Here is a 21,686-nt window from a genome sequence, read left to right as displayed (position 1 = left end):
CCCCTTAAAAACTCTTTGAAAAAAATAAATTGGTACAAAACCTAGTGGCAAAATATACAAAACCTGCTGGCAAGCTACACCTAGTGGCAAATTATACAAAACCTGCTGTCAAGCTACACAAGCTACAATATCGCTTTATAAACTGTGGCGGAGAGAGAGGGATTTGAACCCCCGATAGAGTTGCCCCTATGCCGCATTTCGAGTGCGGTGCTTTCAACCACTCAGCCATCTCTCCATAATAAAGTGAAACAAAAATCGGCACTATTTGAGTGTATAAGGGGTAGATAACCTTCAATTGTTTTTGGTACAACCTTTTTTTCTTTTTTATGGAACTTTATTGACAGAGAATAGAAATTCCTTCATATATACAAAATATAAGCGCGGGGAAATCTGCGCATATTTGTGTTAAAGAAGGTTTTATCCTTCTTTGAGATCTATTACGACTGATAAAAAGCAGCCTATTTTCCCTTATTTCAAGGCAGAAATTAAATAAGAGCTGGAGTGAACGGAAGGATAAAAAATGTTCGCAGTCATTAAAACTGGTGGTAAGCAATACCGCATTGTTGCTAATCAAGTGGTAAAAGTTGAAAAAGTTAGTGGAAATGCGGGTGATGTAGTTGAATTCAATGACATATTAATGGTTGGGCAAGAAGGTAATGCGGTTATTGGTACCCCTGTCGTTGCTGATGCATTGGTGACAGCTGAGATTTTAGAACAGGCACGTGGGCGCAAGGTTATCGCATTTAAGAAGCGCCGTCGCCAAAATTCTAAACGCACGCGTGGCCATCGTCAAGAATTTACGAGGCTTCGTGTTTTAGAAATTTTAATGGGTGGTTCAAAACCTAAAAAAGTTGCTGCGAAACCTATAAAAGAAGAAGAAACTACACCAAAAGAAACAAAAGCTGCTGCTTCTGTTGAGAAGACGGCTAAAAAAACGGTTGAAAAAAAGACTGCGCCGCAGAAGAAAGCATCTGTAGCATCAAAGAGTAAGAAAGATTAAAGGAGAGCGTCTATGGCACATAAAAAAGCTGGTGGTTCCTCGCGTAATGGTCGTGATTCAGAATCGAAACGTCTAGGCGTTAAAAAATTTGGTGGTGAAACCGTTATTGCCGGAAATATTATTATTCGCCAGCGTGGTACACGTTGGCATCCTGGAAACAATGTCGGCATTGGAAAAGACCATACGCTTTTTGCATTATCAAATGGAAAGGTTTCTTTTCAACGCAAAGCGGGTAATCGTTCCTATGTTTCAGTCATTCCTATGGTGGAGGCAGCAGAGTAATCTGTAACACTCTCTAGCCATCAACGGGATTTCATTGAATTGTAGTTGTGGTTTTATAAGTATTCAAAGGGAAAGATGAATCTCATCTTTCCCTTTTTGCGTTGGTACTATAATAAATGTAGAAGATAAAAAGGTAGAATTGGGGAAATGGCTTTTCTCAATGAGGGAAAAAGTTTGTGCGCTGTTATGTTAGTATTTAAATACTGAACATATTGATATTATGATAGAGTTTGTTGATAAGTTTCTGTATAATAATCAGTGAGGAGAGACTTTCTTTTTATGTATGAAGAAGCGTCGAGTAATTTCTTATAAGAGAAGCAGTTTGTTTTCAGAAAATTATGAGAAATTTAATGAGAGCATTATTGATGTAATCATTTTGATAAAGATGGATCTTTTTATCGGCATTGTGGTATTGATGAGTTGTCATACTGTTTTTAGGTGGTAGTGTGGATAGGTGGGGCTATTCATTTAAAAAGACATAGGGATAAAAAGTCCATAAGAAGGTAGTCAAAACTACTTTGAAAGTGACGTGCATTAAGGAATTTTCGGTAAATCGAGAGTGAAATTATATTTTTAAGGAGTACGGTGTTTAAAGATATAAAAATAACCAATGTGCAATCAGCGCCCTTCAAGAATATTTTTTCTGATTTCACTATTATTGTGTATTGTTGAAAATAAACAAGCATAAGAGCTAGGGTTAAGGCAATAATTGCTTTTCATTTTTTACTTTATTTATCTTATTTGTAGAGTTTTTCTTGATTTTAGTAGTTGGTGATGGTGCTTGGGGGGGATGTCGTACTTTGCAAATGTGCGACAGAGGGCATTGTGTATTTGCGATATTGATTGAAGTAAAGGTGTAGCTTAAAATATATAAATATTATATATCGAGAGTTTGATATCATAAGAGATGGGTAGCACGGAATAAAGATGATAAGTTGCATGGAGCAATTTGTAATTATGTAATGAATTTATAAAGAGGGATAATAGGTTAAATAAACTTTGAGGAATCAATTAAAATATTAGCTGAAGTTACGGATGATTAGGAAGGATGCTTTCTTGTAGGGAGAATAATGAAAAGTTATGTTGGATAACTTAGGATCAACTTAGGATAATGAGAGCATTTTGAAAGCATAGTTTTTCAGGTGATTGGTGCTGTAAAAAACGGGGTTTTGTCTTTGTAAAGTAAACAGAGTAAGAGGCAGACTTGTTTATGATGGTTTTAAGCACTTAGGTGGATAATAATATCTAATTGTTTTATCGGTTATATTGAGGTATTTAAGCACCTCACTTAGCTATATTCTGTAGAATATAAAGAGAGCTGTGGTGGTATTTATAGCTTGTATTTTGGGAAATGCAGCTTTGAAAAGGAATGTATCAGAGATATTGGTGTTCAAATGTGAGGCAATTTGAATTCATGATGAGATATGAGAAAGCAGAAGCAATGAATGTAGATTTTACTGATGGTGAAATCTTGTCTATAAGATCTGTACAACTTGCAGCTGCTTTTGATCATAAAAATGATGCAATTTATGCTGCTGCTGAATTGCTTGTGCAGGTTGGTGCAGTTGATAAGTGTTATCTGGCAAGTATGCTTGCACGTGAAGAAACAACCAATACTTGGCTTGGAAATGGTATAGCCATTCCTCATGGTATGGCTGAAAATCGTGATTTAATTATCAAGGATGCTGTTGCTGTTATACAGGTGCCTGCTGGTGTTGAGTGGCAGGATGGCAAGAAAGCATATTTGGTTATTGCCATTGCAGCGTGTCCAGATCGCTATAGAGAAATTTGTAAAAAATTGACGTCTCTTTTATTTGATAAAAAACAGCTTGAAGTACTTGCAACAACTATGGACAAACAGCAAATTGTTACAACTTTGTTTGACCAAGAGATGAAGATAGAAAAAACTTTTATTGGTGACCTTTCGGTGTGTCAGGAATGGACTTTAGATTATCCAAGTGGTCTTCATGCACGACCAGCTTCTCTATGGGTTGATTTTGCGAAAAAGGCTCAAAACTCTATCAGAGTTCGCCATGGTCAATATACCGTTGAAATGAAAAATTTGGTTGGTTTATTGCAATTAGGAGCAAAAAATGGTGATGTTCTGATTTTTTCTACAGATGCTGCAGAAGGAGCACAACTTCTCAATGATGCCATTGCTATTGCAAAAAAAGTGAGTATTAGTGAAAAATGTCTGATGAGAGCAATGGAATCTCAAACAAAGGCTTTTCATGGTTGGTATCCACGCTCTATGCAAAAAGGCATTTCTGGTGTTGGAGCGAGTTCAGGATTAGCATTTGGTAAGATTTTTGTTTTAAGGCAAAATGATATTTCCATAATAGATCAGCCAATTGATTTTGCAGCTGGTGCAGCATGTCTTGAAAATGCTCTTACAAAAACAAAACATAAAATGGCATCTGTGATTTCTGATATTACAGTGCGTATGGGAGCAGATTCTGCTGCGATTTTTTCTGCGCAAATGGTTTTGCTTGAAGATGAAAATTTAATAGCTCAAGCTTGTCGTTTTATAGCGGAAGGTCATGGTGTCGCTTGGTCTTGGGATAGAGCGGTTCGTCAATTTTCAGATATGTTTTTTAAGGTAGATAATCCTTTGTTAGCAGCACGTGCTGTTAATTTAGTTGATGTTGGTCGACGTGTTTTAGGTGAAATCAATCCATCCTATAGATCGTTCTTTTTAAATGATATTCCACATGGTGTAATTCTGGTTACAAATGACCTTTCTCCTTCTGATGTAGCACAACTTGATTGTACAAGGGTAAAAGGATTAGCAACAGCATGGGGAGGTCCATTATCTCATACAGCTATTTTGGCGCGTACTCTTGGTATTCCAATGGTTGTTGCTACAGGTGATGATATTTTAGCAATTCAGTCTGATATTCAGGCTATTATTGATGGCGATAACGGGTTTATTTACCTTGATCCTACGCTTGAAGACGTTGAAGATGCTCAAAGGCATATTGATACTGTTGCGCAAAAACGTGTCAGTGAAATAAATGCATGTAGATTACCAGCGCAAACGACAGATGGTCAAAGAATTCGTATCATGGCTAATGTCAACTACGCAAATCAGGTTCCTGTTGCGCTTGATTTAGGGGCTGAAGGTGTTGGACTCATGCGCACGGAATTTTTGTTTTTAGAGAATCCATATATTCCGGATGAAGAGCTACAATTTAATATATATCGGGCGATGATTACAGCTGTAGGAGATAAGCCATTAATTATTCGTGCACTTGATATTGGTGGAGATAAACAGGTTACGCATTTACATTTATCTAAAGAGGACAATCCTTTTTTAGGTGTTCGAGGAACGCGGCTTTTGTTACGTCGACGTGATCTTTTTGTGCCTCAATTACGTGCTTTATATCGAGCGGCAAAAGAGGGTGGAGATCTATGGATTGTGTTTCCGATGGTCATGTCTGTTTCAGAGATTGTCGCTATAAAAAAGATTGCAGAAGAAATCCGCAACGATATTAATGCACCAAAATTAAAACTTGGTATTATGATCGAAGTTCCAGCAGCGGCCATTATGGCAGATGTATTGAGCGCCCATGTTGATTTTTTTTCAATTGGAACCAATGACCTAACACAGTATACAATGGCTGTTGATCGGCAAAATCCGTACCTTGTGTCTGAAGCTGATAGCCTTGATCCAGCAGTTTTGCGTATGATTTATCAGACTATTCAGGGAGCTGCACAACATAAGTGTTGGGTTAGTGTATGTGGTGGTATGGCTGGAGATCCTTTTGGTGCAATGATTTTGACTGGATTGGGAATTAATGAGCTTTCTATGATATCTTGCGATATTTCTCCAGTAAAGGCGTGTTTACAGACTCATAGTTTTGAAGATATGAAAATTTTAGCACAAAAAGCATTACAATGTGAAACTGCACGAGCTGTACGTGCTCTAAGCAAGGATATAAGGTGATAAAGAACATTAAGGGGAAAGAACGAGCCCATTTTGCAGACTAATCAGATCTTTAGTGCTGTAAAACATTAATACAGTATATTAATTTATAATGGTAATTTATCGTTTTACATAATGAGAACCCTGAATATTGTAGGTTTTTTTCGTTTTAAATTTCTCTATATTTAATTAATAAAAATTACTCTTTTATACATTACAAGGAGGAGTAATGTATGGATAAAAACACTCTAAGAAAGAATAAATTCCTTTTATGCATTCTCTCAAATAGCAATAGATATTGTAACATTAGGCGACAAATAGCGTGATAGTACTTGGCTTTTACTTTTTATTTAAGGAAAGATGATGCTATCCAATAGATTTTATACCATTCATAGATACCGTATGAGGTAGATGTGGCAAGCTTTAAGAGATGTTTTTTACAAACGTGTGGATGAGAAAGAAAATAGTATTTTTAGAGTATTCTGTTTTGTGATGAGACCATATCACGCTTAAAGAATGCGATAATCAAAAGTATGAAGTAATACGTAATTTCTTTTAAATAATTGAGATTACTTTAGATATTTTGAAAACTGTAAAGCTGAATTTAAAAGTATATGGTAAAAATGAAAACAGGTTTGCATTTTTATTATTTTGTATTTGATCAAAATGAGACTATTTTTTCATTTCAGAAAATAAAATATATTCATACATATTAAATTAAAAATGCAAAGTTTTTTTCTGAATTTTATTTTCTTTAGTATCAACTAAATATAGAAGTGTGAAATTGAATAGAGGATTTAGAGTAGGGCTTATTATGTAATCCTATGAAAGAGAAAACTGACACCATCACACTATTTTATAGCTCTCAATGTTGCAAAAATTCGTGCTATTTAAGAAAATGCATAAGAGCCACTTATCCTCTCTTAAAATGTTCTTCCCCCACATACCATCCCTTCCTATGACGTATAAGTAAGTGATTTTAATTATTTGGTTGTGTAAAACTATGGACTGTATGCCAATTTTAAGAGAAGTATTTTTTTGTGAAGCAGAAAGTGCGTAAATGAGCATGAAAGTTTATAACTGGTGACAATCTTTTTATTCTCATTATTGTATTCTACAAACCTATCCACGAAAAAAGTTTTTTCTTAAAAAGAAGGGATGTGCTTGTTATTCAACAGATAAAAGCTCTTACTTTAATAAATGAATTTGTTTTTTGGGTTTTGAATGTATAGTTTAGACTTGCACGTTATTTCTTTCTGGGTATAGTGCAAACTTCTGGAGAGGTGGCCGAGTGGTTGAAGGCGCACGCCTGGAACGCGTGTATATGGGAAACCATATCGAGGGTTCGAATCCCTCTCTCTCCGCCATTAATTTAAAACGAACTTTCATATGCTTGATATGACATAGTTTAAAAAGCTCAGCATTTGCAGGATTTTTTATTGTTTGAATTTGACCAGTTCGCGTCGATCTATGCCTATCATTATGTACACCTAGAAATTGCTGTTGAATTTCCATGAATTTTATACTTTTTAAGCTCCTCTCCTCTCGATCTTTAGATAACCTGATCTAGCATAAACGATCTCTTCAAATATCATTAAAGGATTTTTGCCATTATCACTAACTTCTGGTAGAGCTTTTAGAATTAATGGTGATCATAGTGCTATTTGCAATTTCGTTGCTTAACGGGCTAAATGCGTTTTATCCACATGAGAGGTAACGAACACCTCAGCTTTTCTCACGCAATGTGCTTATTTAAAATTAATGTCATGAATATTTGTACAACATTTTTATCTATACGATAATCAAAAAAAGGCTGACGTAATATAATAATTGAATATCATTCATGCGGCGCTTTCTTTTATCTTTAAGCTTTGTATGTAAATAGATAGTCCGTGCAAAATAAATAAAGGAGCGCAAAAGCCTATAAATACACATAGGACGTATAATATAGAAAATGAAAAAAATTTTCCTGCATATAAAAGCACAATAGAGAATAAAGCTGTTATGATGCGTACACTGGCATCGCCTGCCAAAATCACCTCGGCTAAATTTTCACTAGGTGTGATAGCTTGTCCAATTGTTATTCCCGATATCCTAAAATAAAATTGCCCAATACCTAATAAAAACCCCATAATATAAAGGGAATATTGAGTAAAATTTAAATATAGAACAAAAGAGATTGCGATCACGGCAAAAGCCGGTGCCCCCCATACAAAAAAACGAATTAAAGATGGAAATTTCCGTAAATAATAAGATGAGATAAGACCATTGATCACAAAACCCAGTGCTGAAAAAGCAAAAATAGAATTTTGAATAGCTGTAAATTTTATATTATCTGATGTTATAGAAGCAAGAACAAGTGGCAATAAAACAATAGTCCCCGTATAGAGAGAATTATTCAAAATACGATTAATCGTTAAAAAACGCAACGCAGAAATCCGCCAAAGGCACCTGAACCCAACTCCATAAGCTTTTTGAGATGGCTTTTTTAATAGCTCTTTTGCTCTGTTTAGTTGTTGTATAGACTTTATACGAAACCATAAGCAGGCATTCAAAAGATAGATAAATACAATAAAGGCTATGGCTATTTTGTGCCCCAAATGCGCAATTATAAAATATATAAGCAATGGGGATATAATAACAAAAAACTGACAGCAACTAGTGTAAAATGCAAAAACTCCAGCTTTTTGTTTGGGAGCTGGAACCAGCTGATTCAAGGCACTATTGTTATTTGGGTTATCAGCCCCCATCAAGAGAGCAAGTAAAAAAAATACAAATAAAATAAGCACCGGATTGTTCATAAATAATAAGAAAGACAATAAACAAGCGCAAATAATTTGACTATAAAACCCAATTATAAAGCCTTGATAGTGCGCCAACACGTTTCCCAAACATAAGCCAGCAATTCCAATTGCGATTAAATTAACGACATTTAAAGTAGCAGAAGTTTCTCCCGTTGTATCTTGGAATTGTAACAAAGAAAGGCCAATAGATAATACACCACTAGCACAAAAACTCGTCAAACAACCAATTACAATCATAAGAAAAACAGAATTACGCAATAACCTCCTCCCTCTTAAACAGAGACTCAAGCCATTTTATGATTTTCTCCATTGTCGAATATGGTTCGGTACTAAATTCCAGTTTTTCATAAAAGTTTAGTTCAAATGCGTTATAGGCACTTATTTTTTGAAAGTCATCTGTCAGCATGAATTCTATACTTGGCAACGTTGTACCCATAGATTGAGACAAATAATAGGAAATTACTTTCCAATACATATAGGTACGCTCTCTTGCCAAATAATTTTCCAAGGCATATTTCAAGTGACAACCACTTAAAATATATTTCGGACAATGGTGCAACGGATAATAAATACAAATAGCACCGGCTTCATGTCCCGGACAAGAAGAAATATTAATATTTTTATCATTTCATAATATTATAAAAACGCTCAGTGAGCAGATCTTCCAAATTTAGTCTAGTCACAACAAGATTGGTTGCTAATTTTTGAGAAACATGAGACCAAGCCAATCTTACTACTAAAGTTCCAATAACCTTTAAGTCAGATTCTGGATAAGCTTTTTTTAAATTTTCCACCCATATGTCTCTATGACATATAATAATTGGCTCATCTCGTCTGAATGAACAAGATGTAATTCTAAACCAATATTATCACAAAGTTTTGAGCTCTTGAATTCTCCGTATCCTAACCTGGTATTCTTAAATCATAATAGAAACTAAAGAATTTTTAAGTATTCCAACTTTTATTAAACTTTGTAACAATCTATTGGAAGCTTCCCTTCACTGACTTCGACAATTATTTTCTCACCACTATAAGAACAAAAAATTAGCTTTGAAGTTGCTTACTTTTAGAAAAAAAATGAGCAACACTCTTTCTTAACTAAAAGAAACACGCTCTATACCTTTTTCTTTATGATTATCAAAAAACTATCCCGTTACAATTAACCATCAATTATTAGGATAAATATTCTGCGTTTAGCTTAATAAGCTGTTATAATCAATGTTTCTCTCTGTTTTAAAAATCAGAGTTTTTTCTCCTAGAGATACTCATAATTTCTTTACAATTTTTCCAAAAAAAGCCCCCCTTTAACATTGCTATTAATACGATCATCCTGAGAAGTTTTATACATACACACTTCATTATACGGAATTCTATGTATTTTTTTAACTTACTCAACTAACAAACATCTTTTAATGGACAAAATAAATCACGAAATTTGTGTGCTGTCACAATTCGAAAAACAATCATATATCTCCCTCCAATGATAGACGATGTCATTAGAAGAAAGCTTTAATGATATTGGTAGAATAAATTAACCAGAAAAAATTGCAGCGCTGATGGAATAAATTCTATTTTATACCTTGTAATTCTATCTAAATTTTAATCATTTTTGTTAAAGGTTCTTATGCAATTTTTTCTACATTCAGCATCATTTTTCCACTTGTTGGCAACAAAAGATTAATAGCTAAATTCACTTATGTCATAATAGTTCTTTTTTGGGTAAAATAGGACATCTTCAATTTCGATATATAAATATTTTAATTCTTTAATATATTCTCTTCACATGCTTTAGATTAACAACACAACAAAACCCAAAATAAAAATATTTATTTTACTTAAGTTATTGAATATTATTTAAAAAGTATGAAAATAAAGTGATGCAATAGTTAAAAATTATTTAAAAATTCAAATCCATCTACATTTTAGAGCCATCACGCATGGTAATAGCAGTTTTCATTAGGTATACTAAATATGCTTGATAACTTTTCTGCTTCATGCTTGTAGGGAGTTTCAGATAGAGATAATACCAGAATCCATTCGTGAATGCTCGACAATAAAGCTGTAAACAAAATTATTTCCTTTTTGTTTAATCCGTTAAGCTTGATTCATTTTTTTCCTAAAGAATAACGTTCTATTTTGTGCTGTAAAATGCCGTTTCTGAAAAGTTTCTACGTTGGTTTGGGTAGAGGACGTAAACTTCATAGCCTTATTTTCCGCAGAATCTATGGGCGCATTATGGGAAGCAGGAGTAAAAGAATAAAATCCTGTATGAGAAAGAATCCATTAAAGAGCGTGCGGTTACCCATCTCTAATATCTCCAATAGTGAGATTTTCTGTAGCAATTGCATATATGCATTCTACATCTGCCGCAATTGATTTGTGCCTTGTGTTGGCAGGTAGATGTATAATATCTTCTGGTGTACAGGTTATATGTTTTTCGCTATAGAAAAAATCTAACTCTCCCTCTATAATTAAGAGAGTTTCATCGACCTGGTGAATATGCCAATCGTGTATTTTTTTTGGAAAATCTCTTTGTATCTCTATTGATCCTTGCTCTGGAAGCATCATTTTGAATATATCATAGATATTTTTATTTAATTTAATTTTAGAAAATTTAGTCATTATCGTGCTTCATTATATGATATGGGCAAGGTGGGGATTCAATATTATTATCTTGCAGGAAGTATTGCGTCCATTCTCTATTTTGGGGTTCGCCATATTTTCCTAAAAAAGGAGATTTTGTTATAATATCAAAAGGTTCAAGTCTTTTTGTTACAGCGGAGAATGCATTTTTTGCTTTTTGTTCTGTATCGAGCAGATCAGAAAAAAACCACCTAGACTGGAAAGTTAACATAAATGTAGAACTTCTCCTACTTATTCTGTTTATATGGGATGGGGTATTGCAAACTATAAACATAGGCTCGCCATGAAAGCAGAACTACCATAGAGGATTGTCCATATTTTTGGGTATATGCTTAGGCCATTCTTGGTCATCAAGAGCTCGCAAATCTTTAAGTATAGACCAGAATTTTTCTCTATAAACTTCGATACTTTGTACGGGGGCAGGCTTCTCGAATGCAACAAAAGATGTGTTCTTTCCAAAACTTTTATAGTTATCGCAATAAGTTATCAGGTCTTCCATCATATTTTTTGCGGTCAACTTATTGTAGAACCCAAATCTAAGCATATTTTTTGAGTATCCATTTACACCGAATAGGCAGGAAAGGCCTAATTGTGTTATTCATGGTTGCATTGAATTCTTTAAAAATGACTTGCTTACATTTTTAATATTTGTTTATATTTTCAATTGTTTGCGCTTCTGAATCCATGTTTTTCTCCCCATTGCTGTATTTTATAAGAAATTGCTACGAATGATCCTCTCCAAAGCTGATAATTCATCATCATTGTGTCCCCAAATTGCTATAATAGCTGGGCAGGTATTTAAATCGATGGTTAGGGGGAGGGGCTCGTTTTCTTTAAAAAAGAGCATAAAATGAACCACATTTTCCCAAGAATGAAGCTTTTGCCGCCATACGTTAACATCTTTTATAATATGACTGTCGATCTCGTTGATAAGGAAGATAATACGCCCTTTTTTCTTAAAGCGACTTGGTGTTTGCGAAAACATGCCTGCAATAAGGTTAACGGAGCTTTCAAGTAAATCATCTTCATAGCAATGTGCGAACAAGGTGGGTGCAATTCCTCCGTGGAGGCGGGCTCCTACTTCGATCATTACTGGACCACGAGCTGTTTGCATGATTTCCATGTGCGCAGGTCCATATTCAATCCCCAGCGCGCGAATGCATTGTTTTGCATAAGAGATAAGAGGGGCATAAGAGGGATCTTGAGAATCAAGCACATCAAGCGTTTCATAAACAAAAGTACTTCCATTATGAATACCTTTTTTATATCGTGACAAACTACATATTTTTATAGCCTCTCCCTTTACAACGGCATCGACGATGTATTCTTCTCCCTCCAATCTTTCTTGGAGCAAATAAGCCTCGTTAGGTGCGCCAAAAATATTTTTTTTCTTCCAGTCGATTTCAGAGGTCCACGTTACTACTTCCTCAAGATTAGAGAAAAACAAAACACCATCACTCCCTGCAGAATCATTTGGCTTTACCACATAGCCGCTGTGGCTTTCAAAACCATCGAGAGTACAATCGTTTTTTGTAAGAATCTTTGATCGGAGGTAAGATAAACCATTTTCACAAAGGCGTTTTTGCATTGCTGCCTTTTTCCGTCGCCAATCGGTGGTTGAGGGATTATTCCCAGGGCAATTATAATAAGCCGCCAATTGATCTGTACAATAAATACCCCCTTCGGCGCCTGCGACCACGGCCTCTATCGCGCCGATAGGAAAGCGTTTCTTTATCTCATTTACACTATGAAGCTTCGCTTCTGCCATGCCCTTTCCCTGATAAGAAAGCATAAAGTGTGAAAAAGGAGCTTGTTGAGAGACAACACCATAACAAGCATAGCCTATTTTTGCAAAGCAGGGCCATAGAGGGCACCCGTGGAGAAAGGGTCGACAATAAGAATAGGTTTTCTCATACTTTGTTCCGCTGCGATAAAAGGAAAAGAACATAAATAAAGATTATCAACCCTATAAGGGGGAGAAGATAAATAGCTGCTTGAGGACCCATAAGGGCAGAGCTTGTAAGAAGACCAAGGATAACATAACCTGCCGACTGGGAGAGAGTATAAAGCATGCCGCTATAGCTTCCCACCAGCTCTGCTTGAGCCTCTGTTTTGGTCGCTTCAATCGTATGTTTGCGGGCATTAATTCGCATGGTATTCATTGAAAAGCCAATAAAAAAGCAAAAGACCACAGCCAAATAGGGCGATTGTGTGGTGCTAAAAATAAGATCAGCCATGCTCAACATAAGGGCTGGGAGAATAAATTCAAAGCGAGGGATTTTGATAAAAGCAGCCAAAAAAGCGCCCACGCCCGCAACCGCACTGCAAAGCCCATAATATTCAGAGCCAAAATTTTTCACACTCTGAAAAAGAATAGTTGCCAGCGTATTATAAGCGCAAATATGAAAGCCAATAAGTCCTATGCAGACGCATAAAAGTTTAAGCTCACGGGAGAGCCCATCCGCTTGCGGTGTAGGTGCTGGCTTCTTACCAGTTGCAAGTGCTGTGGTATCTGTAGCATTATATTCATCAGAAAAGATGATATATCCGGCTATAAGGCTTATAATGATGTCAAACACACAAAGTGTCACAATCAAACCATTATAACCGATTTCAGCTGCTGCCCCTCGAGGGCTGGTCGCTTCTAAGAGATAACCACTTAGTGCTGCTCCCAAAAAGGCGCCAATTTGCACCACTGTTTGCATAATGCGGGAAGCCTTTTGGGCGCTAATATAACCACTAAGTGCTAGTTTAGTATTATAAGTCTCGAGTGTGCTTAAGGTAATCAAAGAGAGATAGCCGATAGAGATAGAGACAGCGATAAAACCAAAGGGGGAATCAGCGTAATGGAAAAGTGCAATCAATAAAAGAAGGCTATAGATAATGATCCGCCTTTTGTATAAATCGACCAACCGCAGTGAGGCTTTAATGCGCACAAGACCGCTTTTTTTCAAAAGATAGGGCATAAGGGTGCCCAAAGCCATGGTTACGCCCAGGAAAACCGATGAGGATGTTATGCGATAAGCATTCCAAAGATTACTTAAGAATAGAACCATATCAGAAAGATACAGCAGGACAACAAGCCCATAAAACCGAAACATCAGTTGTTTATGCACATTATCCCCCCATGTTAAATACACATGCTGTACATTATACATTTTTACAAAAAGCTAATATATGTGTTGTTAGGCATGTCAAGTTTTTTCGATAGAAGCATGATACAGATTTGAACGATAACGTTTATCATAGTGATAGCTAATTTGGGAGAAACTAAGAGCGGAGGCGGTTGGTGTTTTTGCTGTATCTCTTGTGAGATGCTTTGCCAATGAGGAGTTTCTTCGCTAAATGATCAGTATAGCTATGTTTTTGGGAGGGCTGTGTTTGCACTCTTAAGATTTCCTCCATTTATACTCAAGGTTTAGGTTTTTCTATTGACCGTTGTTAGATGTTTTTGTGACAATAAACTTCGTTATCTATCAGAAACATTTATGGCATTAGCGCTAAGGTATTGTATTAAAACCTTTACATAGTAGTCTTTTTATAGAGAGAAGGTATTATTGGTTCAGTTTTAGGAGGCTTTATTACGGCTGATTTGGGCGTCGTCGTTGTTTGAGGGCTTATTATAATATTCTTAGTTTCAGTTTATGAATATACCGAAAAATATAGTGAAACATTTGATTCAAACGCTTTTGCTAGGCATATTTCAATATCTCAGCGATGTTTTCCAAGAATTGCTCTGCTACTTTTTGACGGAATCGGATATCAAATGCTTATAGCGAGGGCAGTGGTTTGAGAAAAGATAGAGTTGATTTCATTAGATTCCTATGTAGCGGAATCCAGTACCAGCTCTTAGGAACAATAAATACTGAGATCGAACTCATTTCGCTACACTTACACGACGCTATAGGAGTAATCCTCAAAATCTCGCTAGAATTCGTTAAAAAAATGGCTGGGTATGGAGTGTGATCAAAAAATATATTTTTTACAAATACTTAATCTCATTTTAAGTTGTCTAAAATATAACCTTATCTTAAAACTAAGTCTATATACCGCCATTTATCATAAAGTTAATAAGTTATACAAAATGCGGGAGTATTGTGTTTTTTTATTTAGAGACGAGTAAAAAAACACCTTATTAAACATTAAAAGATTTTAGACAAAAAAATTTAACTTATGGAGAGTATATAGACAAAATGTATCTTGATAAAAAAGTTTATAACTCCATGTGGTCTTCAAAGAAATTTTCTGGTTCTTTTATTGTCTTATGCGGGTTTGATGGGAGTGGAAAGACAACACAAACAAAAGAAATTGCTCGCCATTACTCAACAGAAAACATATAATACAAACTTTTAACACAGTTCTTAGTATAGAAATAATCCATAAATTAGAGATATGTAGATAATGGAAAAGCAATTGATCCGTTGCTTTTAGCACTCTTATCAGCGACAAATAGACGCGAATATACGCTTGAAATTATTGAACCTTCCTTAACGTCATCGCAAAATTTATTAATTAGCGATCGATATGTTTATTCTAGTCTTGCTTATTTTTATGCTCGAGAGCTTTCTGTTGAAAGTGTCGTTAAATTAAATCAATCTATTCTAAGACCTCATATTACATTTTATCTTCATTTACCGCCCATTACTATACTGGAACGGTTGCAGAAAAGGGATGATTTAAACTTAAAATACGAAGAAAAACTCTCTTTTATTGAAAAAGTTTACAAAGTATTATCGGAAATAGATGAGCAGTTTATAACAATTGATGGAACTGCTCCTATTTCTTTAATTCATCATCAAATACGACATCATATAAATAAGGTTTGTTTTGATTATGAATAAAATCATTTATTAATCAAGTTATCCACGATAAATCCTCCTTTATGTATCTGTACTCTAAATCTGAAACTTTAGAGATATGATTGCAATAATTTAACTGCTCAGGAAGATATTACGTTATATATTTTAATTGGAAAACTAACTGTAATTGGCTTATTTTAAAAGATTTAGAGAAGGGGAGTAGAAAAGTTAGCAGTATTTATCGTGAAGATAATAGTATGTTTATTCTTTTAGAGCCAAAGTGTGGTGATAGAAGAACGACATGGAAGGATATACTCGAACATATTTTAGTGCACGGAATAATAAGGACAATAATGTGAGTGAAGCTTCCATACCGTAAAATTGTTTCACATATGTATAAAGGTGTAGCTTCTGAATAAAACGCACATAAAATATTAATTTTGTTTTTGTCCATAAATGTTCCGTTTTCATAGAAGAATTAATCATAAAACAGCACAAAGATTGTAAAAGCCTCAAAAAAGAAATTTTGCTTTCTTAAATTTAATGATCTAAAATGAAAATTGTAAGAATGCCTGTTTTTAAACAGGATGTATTATGCATATCGACTGGTATTCATTTTAGAGGATAATTTATGTTCACTTCAAATTTGAAGGAACGCATTGCTTTATTTGAAAATAGAACTTTTCTCTATTTTACTTTGAGCGGCTTATTTGCTACATTTGGAAGTGGACTAAATTATATTACATTGTCATGGATCGCTTACAATCAGACGGGCTCAATCCGTGGTGTAGCGTTGATGATGCTTTTTCTTTGGACGCCTGGCATTATTTTTGCGCCTATTTTTGGCATATTGGCAGATAAATATAACCGTAAAACGCAGATTATTATTTCAAATCTTGTGAGAGGTTTGGTAATCGTAAGCTGGGTAATGCTTTGGCATTTTGGTATAGAAATTGAATTGATGGTCTTATCTGCTCTTTTGGGTATTTTTATCCCTTTTTATATGCCATCAGCTATTTCTTTAATTCAAAGTATTGTGCTGAAGGAACAGCTCATCAATGCAAATGCGACCATCGATATGGTTTATGAACTTGGCACTATCGTAGGTATGGGCTTAAGTGGATTTATACTGTCCTATGCAGGAACAAAAGGAACTCTTCTAATAGGTGGTATATTCTTTATCATTGCTGGTTTATTTAATTTTGCAATGAAGGTACCTAAAAACCGAAGATCTAAAAAACAAAACCAGCAAAATTGGTGGGAAAATTATACAGAATCCCTTCATTATTTTAAACAGAATCCGGCTCTTTTTGTACCTTATATAAGCCAGATGATTATTATGACTCTTTTGATGACCATTCCTGTTATTCTCGTTCCTTATATACAAGAGGTTTTACATGCGGATAACAGGACCTTTGCAATATTTGAGGTGCTTTATTCTATGGGTGTATTGACAGGTGCGTTTTTTTCACCACTTCTTTGTAAAGTTTTATCCATAAGGAAAACATTAGCCATTTTATTAGCTTTTATGGCTATTGGCCTCGCTATTTTATCTGTTAATACACACAATTTTGTTGTTTTTCCTGTTTACTTTATGATTGGATTTGGACTTTCGAGTTGGGCTCTTTCGATTTCTTTATCACAACTCTCTTGTGATCCTGAATACCAAGGAAGATTGCAGGCAAGTTTTAATGGTATCTCTGGATGCTTGATCCTCGGAGTCTATCTCATTATGGCAAGCGATAACAGTAACATATCACCTCAATCGATATATTTTTTTCAAAGCATTGTTGCGTTTGTTGGAATACTCATAATGCTGTTTTATAAACATGAAAAACAATAAATTACATTTAAATGTGGTCAATATACGCTATTTTATAAATATCTACGCTGCGGCATATTTCACATTTTGCTTTTAAAGGAGAGTTGAGAAAATGTAAAAGTTGGTGCTTAATGAATAAAGCATAAATTGATGTATGCTAGAGAATACCCTTTACTTTTTGATAATGATCTAAAAGAATTGATGCGTTTCTTTAATTCACCTCACTGCTGTTAAGAAGACGAAAACGTAATACTTTAAATCTTCTTGAAAGTTTTTTGTCTAAGCGTAGCAGAAAGTAAAGCGATGAGGGAATATCGTATCATACGGGGAGAGTATTGCATTATTTTTGTTTTTCAAAATCCATATGAAAAATTGTATCAATTTCATCTTCATTGGAATGAGTATTTCTACGACGATGCAAGGTTTGCACAATCTCTTTTTTTAAAACAGCATCTGTTTCACTTAAACGGTGAATACTGAGTTCCAATTCAAGAGATAACGCCAAATCCACGCACAGTTTAAGCTCTTCTCCAATGTCGAAACCGCGTTGATAGTCGTCATAAAGACCAACCAGTGTATCAGATAATTCTTTATCGCATAAAGAGGTCATGCTTAATTCCTCAACGTTGCGGGTTTCCATGCAGCTTTTTTAAGTATCACTCCACTATCATCACTTAAAATTGCCATGTATACGAACCTCATGGTTTTGTCAATTTTCTGCAAAATACGCGCTTTTAAATCAAAGCCTATTAAAGATTTTATTATTCCAAGATTTTGAAGCGCCCAATTGTAAATATGGATGGCAATGTGTTTACTATAGAATTTATAGCATTTAAAATACATTGCCAAAAGGCTTTTAATATGCGTAGAGGAAGAGTATTCTGACGATAAACCAAACACCCTGAAATCTCTATTACCAGTTACAGCTAAATCAGTGCCATTAATATATAAAATAAGCAAAAAAGGGTTTGTAAACGTCTAACTTTTTAATAACGAGTGATAATCTCATTTTTTGTAGAATACCAATTATTTTGCCTATTTTATATTGATTTTTAGACATTGATAAACTTTTTACCTTATAAAAACCTATGGGAAATGCATTAGCATATTTTTGTAATAAGATTTCAGTGGTAATATTGCACAGCATGAAATGAAGAGAATCGTATTAGGCTTTTTGCTTTTGAAAGAATATGACTGCAACTTTTGAGAAAGCAGTTGGCAAGAATTGGCTTGGCATGCAAACTGATAGAGTTGGCAGTGGCGCATTTAGTTTTTTCATTGGCCTGTGTCCAAATGTTTTTGACTCTGGAAAATAGCCTCTGATAGGCTTGAGTTTTTCCAAGATTATATTACAGGGGCGCAGCTCAGAAAAATACCACGGCGATTGCATTTTTTTGTAATTGTCATAATTTTCGCTCCTGCTTAAATGGATGCTGTAACATCCGTTTTTGTGGGGTTATGTATGTGATAACTGCTCTTCTTAAGGGGCAGTAACGATAGATATAAATCAATATAATTATTTAGTCAACAATTATATTGATTTTGGAGTGTTTTTTTTGGCTCGTCCGGAAGCAAAACCTAAAACTGAGTTGGCAAAACGTTTTCGTGAAGTGCGTCACGCTCTTGGTTTTACAGAGCGTAAGCAGTTTGCTGAACATCTTGGTATCACTGCTGGCTCTATAGGAACTTATGAAACTGGTATAAGTGAGCCTACAGCCTCTGCGCTCTCCAAATATCAAGAAATTTGTGGCGTTTCATTAGATTGGCTAGTAACGGGAAATGGCGAGATGTTTTCAGATGTGGCAAAGGCGAAAGCAGCTGGTTTTAAACCGCAGGCGATTCCTGCTGGGCTGATGAAAAAGCTGGGACATTTAGTTTATACGACCTATCATGATGCAAAAATAACACTTTCTCCTGAAGATGTTGCGGAATTAGCAGCAGAGCTTTATGGAAGATTGCAAGAGCTTATTCAAAACCTCAATGATATAGAAGAAGTCGAAGCCACTTTGCCACTTTTAAAATTACATTTAAAGCGTAAAATCGAAACTGAAAAGCACATCTAGAAATTTCATAAGATACGAATGAACAGCCTTTTAAAAAAATAAAACTTTTTTGATTTTCTGCTGTATAACCAAGTCTGGAATGTGAAAATTTTACGATTTTCGAGTCTCTTATTCGATCTGAAAAACGAGAAACTATCATTATAAATCAATATATTTCTCTGATTAAAGATAAAACGGTTCATAAAAAGAACGACGGGTAGCAATACAAACAAAATTGATTCAAAAAAAAGCTAGTATAGTGCCATTCCTGAAATATTTGTTGGTTGAGGGAAAAGATACTGACAACAGTGAAAATACAATGACGATATTTTGTTCCTATAGAAGGGTAACAGATATATAAGAGAGAAGAACGAAAGACTATTTATAGGCGCGCTTTTGTCTTTTTATGAAGATGATAAGATGAGCACGTTAAAACTTTTTACAGAGCGTGCATCATTATATTTAAGACAGATTTCTTTCAAAGAGATGTATAATATATTGAAACAGTTTACCTTGCAACAAAAAGTGAGATTATGATGATAATCATTATCTATTACATTGTGCAATAAGTTAAAAAAATCATAAATTTGTTCTTATAAGAACAGCTAATTTATTGAGAAGTATTTTTACAAATTTATAAAAAATAATTTTTACACTCTTGCCATTCTTCTGATGCGCTTTATCTGAAAAGTAGAATTGCTCTTTAGTGAAACTATTTTTGTTAAGAGATAAATCGCAGTGTTTTTGAATGGAGATTACGTTATATTTTCAAAGTCTTGTGTTTTTATTTATTTTTTAGCTTGAATCCCTCTAGCTAAAAGGGTTGGGGACTTTTCTAGATTCGATGTTGTCACAAAGATTTTAGGGCGGTGCCGTAATAAATAGCGGTGTCGATGGGAGGGTTTTTTCTTGATTTATTGGTTTTTGAAGTGCGCAAACTAAGGGATTTGCCATGTGTGTTTTCACGCGTTGTGATGATGTTGAACTCTGTAGGAGGAGATTCTTATGAAAAAAAATATTCCCCACCAAATTTAATTAAAGCTTTTTCTCTCAGCGCGGCAATGGCCACACTCTTATCGAGTGTTTCTCCTGTTGTTGCTTCGAATCTCGCGATAACGGGTGACAAAACTATGAGCACGAGTGGTTCTGGTGTGTCTTATGACCATGGTAGCCATGGCAGTATTGTTTTTGCGGGTGATGATAATTACTGTGGTGTGGATAATGTCATTGGTCGTGGTGGCAAGCAACAGGAGTCAATTGCTAGTACTAATCAAATAACCGCAGAGCAGCAATATGATAGATTTACCAAAAATACAAATTTTTCTGGTCGTTATCCTTATGGCGTGACCACTGATAAGGTCACTTGGAGTGGTGATAGTAATACGAGCAACAGCAGCACTGGTTATATGGGGAAGCTTACAGGTGGTAGCACGAGTGCTATGCCTGAGGCTTATGGTGTGTATTCTTTTGCAACCGGTTGTGGATCTGCTGCAACAGGGAATTATTCAACAGCATTTGGTGCGGGTGCAACTGCAAAGAGTGGAGGAGCACAAGCTTTTGGTGTTTCTGCTCTTGCGAATGGAGCGGCAAGTGTTGCCATAGGGATTGGATCGGAAACGGTAAAAAGATCGTCTATCGCTATAGGTGGGCTTTCAAAGGCAGATGGCATTGATAGTATTGCGTTTGGTAGCAGCGCGGCTACAGGTGGTCAAGATGCGATTGCGATAGGTTATGCCGCTAAAGCCGGTGCGCAAAATGCAGTTTCAGTTGGTTCAAGTACAAAAGCGACTGGTAAAAGTAGTTTGGCTCTAGGCTATAAGGCAAGTGCATCAGGAGAATTAGCAGTTGCTATTGGTGGACTTGCAACCGGTATCCACGGCATTGCTATGGGGAATAACGCAGAAGCGAAGGATCAAGATACGATTGCGATAGGTTATGCTGCTCAAGCTCAAACAAAGTATTCGATTGCAATTGGTCCAAATGCACAGGTAATTGCTGGAGACGGAGTTGCTTTGGGTGGAGCTTCCGTTGCCAGTGTTGTTAATAATGTTGCTGGTTATGATCCTGTAAGTAACAAAAATTCACAACAAAACAATGGTGCATGGAAAAGTACAAAAAGTGCAATCAGTGTTGGAAAAGCTGACGGTAGTATAACACGCCAGATTACTGGGTTGGCGGCTGGTACTGCAGATACTGATGCCGTCAATGTGGCACAGTTGAAAGCTATGAGAGCTGTCGTAGAAGGAGCAGGGGGATGGAAGCTATCTGTTAACGGTGAAGCTGCTGTGGATATTCTGCCTGGTGAAACAGTCAATTTTGCTGGAGCTGAACTTGAGAATTATGAAAACAAGAACATTAAAATTGTAAGA

Annotated in this window: 13 protein-coding genes, 2 tRNA genes and 2 pseudogenes; 9 read left to right on the top strand and 8 right to left on the bottom strand. The window is 35.4% G+C overall.

The window, feature by feature from the left end:
• Positions 1-145: 145 nt before the first annotated feature.
• Positions 146-235 (bottom strand) — tRNA-Ser (locus ACFIK1_RS09700).
• 285 nt (positions 236-520) lie between these two features.
• On the opposite strand from ACFIK1_RS09700, the gene rplU reads away from it, so the two are divergent.
• The 4 genes from rplU (at position 521) to ACFIK1_RS09680 (ending at position 6,574) form a co-directional block, all read left to right on the top strand.
• A complete protein-coding gene (rplU, locus tag ACFIK1_RS09695) occupies positions 521-1,000 on the top strand; it encodes a 50S ribosomal protein L21 (RefSeq protein ID WP_375633223.1) in 480 nt (159 codons plus the stop codon).
• Between the two features lie 12 nt (positions 1,001-1,012).
• Positions 1,013-1,282 carry a 50S ribosomal protein L27 gene (gene rpmA / locus ACFIK1_RS09690; RefSeq protein WP_273723965.1) on the top strand — a complete coding sequence of 90 codons (270 nt, stop codon included), beginning with the start codon at positions 1,013-1,015 and terminating at the stop codon, positions 1,280-1,282.
• Positions 1,283-2,696: 1,414 nt separating this feature from the next.
• Positions 2,697-5,228, top strand: coding sequence for a phosphoenolpyruvate--protein phosphotransferase (ptsP, locus tag ACFIK1_RS09685; RefSeq protein ID WP_375662681.1), 2,532 nt, complete (start codon positions 2,697-2,699; stop codon positions 5,226-5,228).
• Between the two features lie 1,256 nt (positions 5,229-6,484).
• A tRNA-Ser gene (locus ACFIK1_RS09680) sits at positions 6,485-6,574 on the top strand.
• 474 nt (positions 6,575-7,048) lie between these two features.
• Here the strand turns inward: ACFIK1_RS09680 and ACFIK1_RS09675 are convergent.
• The 6 genes and pseudogenes from ACFIK1_RS09675 to ACFIK1_RS09650 all read right to left on the bottom strand — a co-directional run bounded on the left by ACFIK1_RS09675 (position 7,049) and on the right by ACFIK1_RS09650 (position 13,812).
• Positions 7,049-8,269 (bottom strand): MFS transporter, encoded by a 1,221-nt coding sequence (locus ACFIK1_RS09675; protein ID WP_375654703.1) that lies wholly within the window; start codon positions 8,267-8,269, stop codon positions 7,049-7,051.
• Between the two features lie 365 nt (positions 8,270-8,634).
• On the bottom strand, positions 8,635-8,805 hold the full coding sequence (locus tag ACFIK1_RS09670; protein ID WP_375611449.1) for a hypothetical protein: 171 nt from the start codon (positions 8,803-8,805) through the stop codon (positions 8,635-8,637).
• Between the two features lie 1,504 nt (positions 8,806-10,309).
• Positions 10,310-10,633: a cupin domain-containing protein gene (locus ACFIK1_RS09665; RefSeq protein ID WP_375662680.1), complete on the bottom strand. Its 324-nt coding sequence runs from the start codon at positions 10,631-10,633 to the stop codon at positions 10,310-10,312.
• Positions 10,626-11,198: pseudogene (locus tag ACFIK1_RS09660) on the bottom strand (YqcI/YcgG family protein). The gene ACFIK1_RS09665 and the pseudogene ACFIK1_RS09660 overlap by 8 nt, the downstream one beginning before the upstream one ends.
• A gap of 165 nt (positions 11,199-11,363) precedes the next feature.
• Positions 11,364-12,422, bottom strand: a complete 1,059-nt coding sequence (locus ACFIK1_RS09655; protein ID WP_375662679.1) for an ATP-grasp domain-containing protein — start codon at positions 12,420-12,422, stop codon at positions 11,364-11,366.
• Positions 12,423-12,564: 142 nt separating this feature from the next.
• Positions 12,565-13,812, bottom strand: coding sequence for a hypothetical protein (locus tag ACFIK1_RS09650; protein ID WP_375662678.1), 1,248 nt, complete (start codon positions 13,810-13,812; stop codon positions 12,565-12,567).
• Between the two features lie 1,035 nt (positions 13,813-14,847).
• Between ACFIK1_RS09650 and ACFIK1_RS09645 the strand changes: the two genes are divergently transcribed.
• From ACFIK1_RS09645 to ACFIK1_RS09635, 3 genes are all read left to right on the top strand, one after another.
• The gene (locus ACFIK1_RS09645) at positions 14,848-14,994 is read left to right on the top strand and encodes a hypothetical protein (protein ID WP_375639608.1); all 147 of its coding nucleotides are present in this window, start codon (positions 14,848-14,850) and stop codon (positions 14,992-14,994) included.
• 72 nt (positions 14,995-15,066) lie between these two features.
• Positions 15,067-15,495 carry a dTMP kinase gene (locus tag ACFIK1_RS09640; protein WP_375654867.1) on the top strand — a complete coding sequence of 143 codons (429 nt, stop codon included), beginning with the start codon at positions 15,067-15,069 and terminating at the stop codon, positions 15,493-15,495.
• Positions 15,496-16,084: 589 nt separating this feature from the next.
• The gene (locus ACFIK1_RS09635) at positions 16,085-17,296 is read left to right on the top strand and encodes an MFS transporter (protein ID WP_375662677.1); all 1,212 of its coding nucleotides are present in this window, start codon (positions 16,085-16,087) and stop codon (positions 17,294-17,296) included.
• Positions 17,297-17,615: 319 nt separating this feature from the next.
• Here ACFIK1_RS09635 and ACFIK1_RS09630 read toward each other — a convergent pair whose 3' ends face one another.
• On the bottom strand, positions 17,616-17,885 hold the full coding sequence (locus ACFIK1_RS09630) for a hypothetical protein (RefSeq protein WP_012754562.1): 270 nt from the start codon (positions 17,883-17,885) through the stop codon (positions 17,616-17,618).
• Between the two features lie 946 nt (positions 17,886-18,831).
• On the opposite strand from ACFIK1_RS09630, the gene ACFIK1_RS09625 reads away from it, so the two are divergent.
• Positions 18,832-19,338, top strand: a complete 507-nt coding sequence (locus tag ACFIK1_RS09625) for a helix-turn-helix domain-containing protein (RefSeq protein WP_375662676.1) — start codon at positions 18,832-18,834, stop codon at positions 19,336-19,338.
• 872 nt (positions 19,339-20,210) lie between these two features.
• Positions 20,211-21,686, top strand: a pseudogene (locus ACFIK1_RS09620) (hypothetical protein); the annotation flags it as partial.

The sequence above is a fragment of the Bartonella sp. OC16QHHD genome, assembly GCF_042194035.1.
Classification (GTDB): Bacteria; Pseudomonadota; Alphaproteobacteria; order Rhizobiales; family Rhizobiaceae; genus Bartonella.
This window is presented reverse-complemented; position numbering and strand designations above follow the sequence as displayed.